Origin of the sequence: Enterobacter sp. CM29, from assembly GCF_013179605.1 — a bacterium.
Classification (GTDB): Bacteria; Pseudomonadota; Gammaproteobacteria; order Enterobacterales; family Enterobacteriaceae; genus Enterobacter; species Enterobacter intestinihominis.
The window spans coordinates 1-5,058 of record NZ_JABMCU010000258.1; the positions used below are offsets into that span (position 1 = coordinate 1).

Sequence of the window (5,058 nt, forward strand, 5' to 3'; positions counted from 1 at the left end):
ATAAAGTGAACGGAATGACCACCACCGCCGTATGTTCCCCTCACCCTAACCCTCTCCCCGGAGGGGCGAGGGGATTGCTCAGTGCTCGCATTAATTTGTGGGGAACCCTCAGCCCTGTGGGAGAGGGTCAGGGTGAGGGCATCAGACAGCGCCACCCTGACTAGCGACGGTTGCCGAAGATACGCAGCAGCATCAGGAACAGGTTGATGAAGTCCAGATAAAGCGTCAGCGCGCCCAGAATCGAGTATTTGCGCAGGTTTGAACTGTCGCGAACATCAATTTGCTCACCGATGTTTTTCAGCTTCTGGGTGTCGTAAGCGGTTAAGCCCACGAAGATCACCACCCCGATATAGGTCACCGCCCACATCAGCGCGTCACTCTTCAGCCACAGGTTAACCAGCGACGCCAGCACAATCCCAATCAGCCCCATAAACAGCATGTTGCCGAAGCCGCTCAGGTCACGTTTGGTGGTGTAACCGTACAGGCTCATCACACCGAACATCCCGCCGGTCACCACAAAGGTGCTGGCGATGGAGGAGTAGGTGTAAACGATGAAAATACTGGAGAGCGTCAGCCCGGTCAGCGCCGAATAGAGCATAAACAGCGTGGTCGCCATGCCCGCGCTGAGCTTGTGCACCAGCCCGGAGAGCACGAATACCAGCGCCAGTTGCGCAATAATCAGCCCAAAGAAGGTGATTTTGCTGGAGAAGATAAACATCATCAGTTCAGGCGTGTTTGCCGCATACCACGCGATAAACGCGGTAAGCAGCAGGCCAACCGTCATCCAGCCATATACCTGAGCCATGTAGGTTTGCAGCCCGCTACGGGTCTGCTGAACTATCGAATCGGAACGCGGAAATCGGTCCATGATTCACTCCTGATTAAGTAAACACACACGTTAAGACTAACACATCCACGTAAACCTGTTACCAGCGGCTGGCAGCCTGTTTGTCGCTGTCCCGCGATTCCACCCAGCGCTCACCTTCCGGCGTCGCTTCACGCTTCCAGAACGGCGCTTTAGTTTTGAGGTAATCCATGATGAACTCCCCCGCCGCAAAAGCACTCCCGCGATGGGTGCTGGTGACGCCGACAAACACAATTTCTTCGCCGGGCCACATTTCGCCGATGCGATGAATAACCGTAACGCGCCCCAGCGGCCAGCGGCCTCGCGCCTCTTCGACAATGGCCGCCAGCGATTTTTCGGTCATTCCCGGATAATGCTCCAGCGTCAGCGCTTTTACGCTGTCGCCGAGATTATGATTACGCACTTTCCCGGTAAACGTCACGACCGCGCCGTCTTCGTCGCGCCCGGCCAGCCAGTCATATTCCGTGCCCACGTTAAAACGCTCATGGCCAACCAGAATTCGGGTTTCCGTCATCTCAACCCCCTGTGACCGGCGGGAAAAAGGCCACTTCATCTCCATCAGCCAGCGGGTGGGTCAACTCCACCAGCGTCTGATTCACGGCGGCCAGCAATTTGCCTTCATCCAGCGCCAGCGCCCAGCGGTCGCTTTGCGCCGCCAGATGCGCACGCAGGGCGGCGACGTTTTCGAAAGAGCCGTCCAGCGTCAGGCTGTCGGTATTGATAAGCTCACGGACCTGGGCAAAAAAGAGCACCTTAATCATGGCTTTCCACCTTAAAATCACCGGATTTGCCGCCGCTTTTTGCCAGCAGACGCACCGGGCCAATCACCATATCTTTCTGCACCGCTTTACACATGTCGTAGATGGTCAGCGCCGCCACGGAGGCTGCCGTTAACGCCTCCATCTCCACACCGGTTTTCCCGGTTAAGCGGCACAGGGACTCGATACGCACGCGGTTATGCTCCGGCTGCGCCTGCAAATTTACCTCCACTTTGCTAAGCATCAGCGGATGGCAGAGCGGGATGAGGTCCCAGGTGCGTTTAGCGGCCTGAATACCGGCGATGCGGGCGGTGGCAAACACATCACCCTTGTGATGGCTACCGTCGATAATCATCGCCAGCGTCTCCGGCAGCATGGTGACGAACGCTTCAGCACGCGCCTCGCGCACCGTTTCGGCTTTGGCGGAGACATCCACCATATGCGCTTCGCCAGCGGCGTTTATGTGGGTCAGTTGTGACATAGCTTATTTCTTTAAATGGGGATGGAAATTACACGGACGGGTACGGGCATCCAGCTGCGGGGCAATAATGTTTTCCCACGCGGTGCGGCAGGCTTTGGTCGAGCCCGGCATGGCGAAGATCAGCGTCTTGTTCGCTACCCCCGCGACGGCACGGGACTGGAGCGTAGAGGTGCCAATCTCTTCAAATGAGAGCATGCGGAACACTTCGCCGAAGCCTTCTACTTCGCGATCGAACAGCGGAAGCAGCGCTTCCGGCGCCTGGTCGCCTGCGGTAAAGCCGGTGCCGCCAGTGATCAGTACAACCTGGACGTCATCACTCGCAATCCACTGTGAAACCTGAGCGCGAATGGCGTAACGGTTCTCTTTGACGATCGCTTTATCAACAATCTGGTGCCCGGCTTCGTGTGCCGCCTCGCGCAGCCAGTGGCCGGAGGTATCATCCTCTTCACCACGACGTTCGGAAACGGTAAGAATAGCAATGCGTGTCGGGATAAATTCCGCGCTTACCTGACTCATCTTCTGGTTCCTTCTAAAGCCTGATTACCCGCCGATATAGGACAGGTTCTGAGTAATGCCGGTGTTGCCCTGATGCAGGAAATGGGTCTGCTTTTTGTGCGTCAGCGCCTCGGAAATGCGTGCTTCAAGCGCGTCCTGTTGGGCGTCGTCTTCCAGCAAATCGCGCAGATCGACGCCGCCATCCCCGAACAGGCAGAGGTGCAGCTTGCCAACAGAGGAGACGCGCAGGCGGTTGCAGCTGGCACAGAAGTCTTTTTCATAGGGCATGATCAGGCCGATTTCGCCTTCATAATCCGGATGACAAAAGACCTGCGCCGGGCCATCGCTGCGCTGGCGGATCTGGTGGATCCAGCCGCGTTTCAGCAGTTCGTCACGCAGGACCATGCCGGAGATGTGATGGCGACGGAACAGCTCGCTGCCCTCCCCGGTCTCCATCAGCTCAATAAAACGCAGTTGAATGCGGCGCGGTTTGATCCACGCCAGAAAGGTGTCCAGCTGATGGTGGTTCACATCACGCATCAACACGGTATTGACTTTGACCTTGTCGAAACCGGCGGTGAACGCGGCATCGATGCCGTCCATTACCTGCTGGAACTTATCCTGGCCGGTAATGGCGTGGAACTGACGGGCGTCCAGGCTATCGACGCTGACGTTGATCGCCGTCAGCCCCGCATCGCGCCAGTTCGCCACGTCACGCGCCATGCGGTAACCGTTGGTGGTCACCGCTATCTGGCGGATACGTTCGTTTTCACGCACGGCGGCAATGATGTCAGGGAAATCACGGCGCAGGGAGGGCTCTCCCCCGGTAAGACGCACTTTTTCCGTACCGAGTTCAGAGAACGCGCGCGTGACGCGGCGTACTTCTTCCACGGAGAGAAAGCCGTTGTTGGTGACGCTGCCCGGCTTGTAGCCATCGGGCAGGCAGTAGGTGCAACGGAAGTTACACACGTCGGTAATCGACAAACGTAAGTAGAAAAACTTACGCGCGAAAGCATCAGTAAGTTGTGAAGCCATGTACACCTTTCCAGATCGGGAGGCACAGTCATTTCTTTCTGTACCCTGGTGGCAAATCCGCCACGGCCAGGGCGCCATATCTCTCGACACAGGCGCCAGGGCTAGAGTGTATGTTTTCAGTTTTGAAAACGTGGTTATGGCGATAGTAGCGTGGAAATCGCCACTTCGCCATTATCGCTTTTCGCTATATAAATTTATACATAACGATGTTATCGTGCATTTTCACTACAGAATACGCAAAAACAGCGCTTTCGCATTGATATACGTCATTATGGTTTGTGAGAGGCATCGTCTTTTAGGAGTAGTTGCGTTACTGTGACGCAAGCTTAACAGGATAAGGAATAGGTATGCGCAATCGCACTTTTGCGGATCTGGACCGCGTGGTCGCTCTTGGAGGAGGTCACGGTCTGGGACGGGTTATGTCGTCGTTATCGTCACTGGGCTCACGCCTGACGGGCATCGTGACAACAACGGACAACGGCGGCTCAACCGGGCGGATCCGACGTGCTGAAGGCGGGATAGCCTGGGGTGATATGCGCAACTGCCTCAACCAGCTCATCACTGAGCCAAGCGTGGCCTCGGCGATGTTTGAGTACCGTTTTGGGGGAAATGGCGAACTTTCAGGCCATAACCTTGGAAATCTGATGTTAAAGGCGCTGGATCACCTGAGCGTGCGCCCTCTGGAAGCGATCAATTTAATTCGTAACCTGCTAAAAGTGGATGCGTTCCTGATCCCGATGTCCGAACAGCCGGTAGATTTGATGGCGATCGATGCTGACGATCACGAAGTGTATGGTGAAGTGAATATCGACCAGCTTCTTCTTCCGCCAAAAGAGCTGATGACCTACCCCAGCGTACCCGCAACGCGTGAAGCGGTTGAAGCGATTGGCGAGGCCGATCTGATCCTGATTGGGCCGGGGAGTTTTTATACCAGCCTGATGCCGATCCTGCTGGTGAAAGAGCTGGCGCAGGCGCTGCGCAGAACGCCTGCGCCCATGGTCTATATCGGTAATTTAGGCCGCGAACTCAGTCCGGCGGCGGCAAGCCTGTCGCTGGCGGATAAGCTGGACCTGATGGAACAGTATGTTGGTAAGAAAATTATCGATGGTGTCGTGGTCGGGCCAAAAGTAGATGTGTCGGGGATTGGCGATCGCGTGGTGGTGCAGGAGCCGCTGGAAGCCAGCGATATTAAATATCGCCACGACCGCCATCTGCTGCGCGAGGCGCTGGAGAAGGCGATTCAGGCATTAGGTTAGGTTCGTTTTGTGCGGCCTGATGCCCTCACCCCGGCCCTCTCCCTGTGGGCTGAGGGTTCCCCACAAATTAATGCGAGCACTGAGCAATCCCCTCGCCCCTCCGGGGAGAGGGTTAGGGTGAGGGGAACATACGGCGGTGGTGGTCATTCCGTTCACTTTATGTTCCTT

Annotated in this window: 7 protein-coding genes and 1 riboswitch; of the genes, 1 reads left to right on the forward strand and 6 read right to left on the reverse strand. The window is 56.3% G+C overall.

The features are described 5' to 3' along the window. Positions 1–160: 160 nt before the first annotated feature. The 6 genes from HP459_RS21225 to moaA form a co-directional block, all read right to left on the reverse strand. Positions 161–868, reverse strand: a complete 708-nt coding sequence (locus HP459_RS21225) for a Bax inhibitor-1/YccA family protein (protein WP_015571081.1) — start codon at positions 866–868, stop codon at positions 161–163. 58 nt (positions 869–926) lie between these two features. Beyond that, complete coding sequence (gene moaE / locus HP459_RS21230) at positions 927–1,379, reverse strand: molybdopterin synthase catalytic subunit MoaE (protein WP_155024298.1); 453 nt, start codon at positions 1,377–1,379, stop codon at positions 927–929. A gap of 1 nt (position 1,380) precedes the next feature. Then, positions 1,381–1,626: a molybdopterin synthase sulfur carrier subunit gene (gene moaD, locus HP459_RS21235; RefSeq protein ID WP_022647502.1), complete on the reverse strand. Its 246-nt coding sequence runs from the start codon at positions 1,624–1,626 to the stop codon at positions 1,381–1,383. Continuing rightward, on the reverse strand, positions 1,619–2,104 hold the full coding sequence (gene moaC, locus HP459_RS21240) for a cyclic pyranopterin monophosphate synthase MoaC (protein ID WP_006809528.1): 486 nt from the start codon (positions 2,102–2,104) through the stop codon (positions 1,619–1,621). Before moaC ends, moaD begins: the two co-directional genes overlap by 8 nt. A 3-nt stretch (positions 2,105–2,107) precedes the next feature. Then, positions 2,108–2,620, reverse strand: coding sequence for a molybdenum cofactor biosynthesis protein B (gene moaB, locus HP459_RS21245; protein ID WP_022647501.1), 513 nt, complete (start codon positions 2,618–2,620; stop codon positions 2,108–2,110). Between the two features lie 24 nt (positions 2,621–2,644). Next, positions 2,645–3,634 (reverse strand): GTP 3',8-cyclase MoaA, encoded by a 990-nt coding sequence (gene moaA / locus HP459_RS21250; protein ID WP_022647500.1) that lies wholly within the window; start codon positions 3,632–3,634, stop codon positions 2,645–2,647. Continuing rightward, positions 3,622–3,755: riboswitch (molybdenum cofactor riboswitch) on the reverse strand. (Overlaps the previous gene by 13 nt.) A 226-nt stretch (positions 3,756–3,981) precedes the next feature. Here moaA and yvcK point away from each other — a divergent pair. After that, a complete protein-coding gene (gene yvcK, locus HP459_RS21255) occupies positions 3,982–4,890 on the forward strand; it encodes a uridine diphosphate-N-acetylglucosamine-binding protein YvcK (RefSeq protein ID WP_023299636.1) in 909 nt (302 codons plus the stop codon). The last annotated feature ends 168 nt before the right edge of the window (positions 4,891–5,058 follow it).

Coding starts and splice junctions, on each gene's coding strand:
- moaB (WP_022647501.1), bottom strand. CDS start 2,620: ATGAGTCAGGTAAGCGCGGAATTTATCCCGACACGCATTGCTATTCTT.
- moaE (WP_155024298.1), bottom strand. CDS start 1,379: ATGACGGAAACCCGAATTCTGGTTGGCCATGAGCGTTTTAACGTGGGC.
- moaA (WP_022647500.1), bottom strand. CDS start 3,634: ATGGCTTCACAACTTACTGATGCTTTCGCGCGTAAGTTTTTCTACTTA.
- moaC (WP_006809528.1), bottom strand. CDS start 2,104: ATGTCACAACTGACCCACATAAACGCCGCTGGCGAAGCGCATATGGTG.
- moaD (WP_022647502.1), bottom strand. CDS start 1,626: ATGATTAAGGTGCTCTTTTTTGCCCAGGTCCGTGAGCTTATCAATACC.
- yvcK (WP_023299636.1), top strand. CDS start 3,982: ATGCGCAATCGCACTTTTGCGGATCTGGACCGCGTGGTCGCTCTTGGA.
- HP459_RS21225 (WP_015571081.1), bottom strand. CDS start 868: ATGGACCGATTTCCGCGTTCCGATTCGATAGTTCAGCAGACCCGTAGC.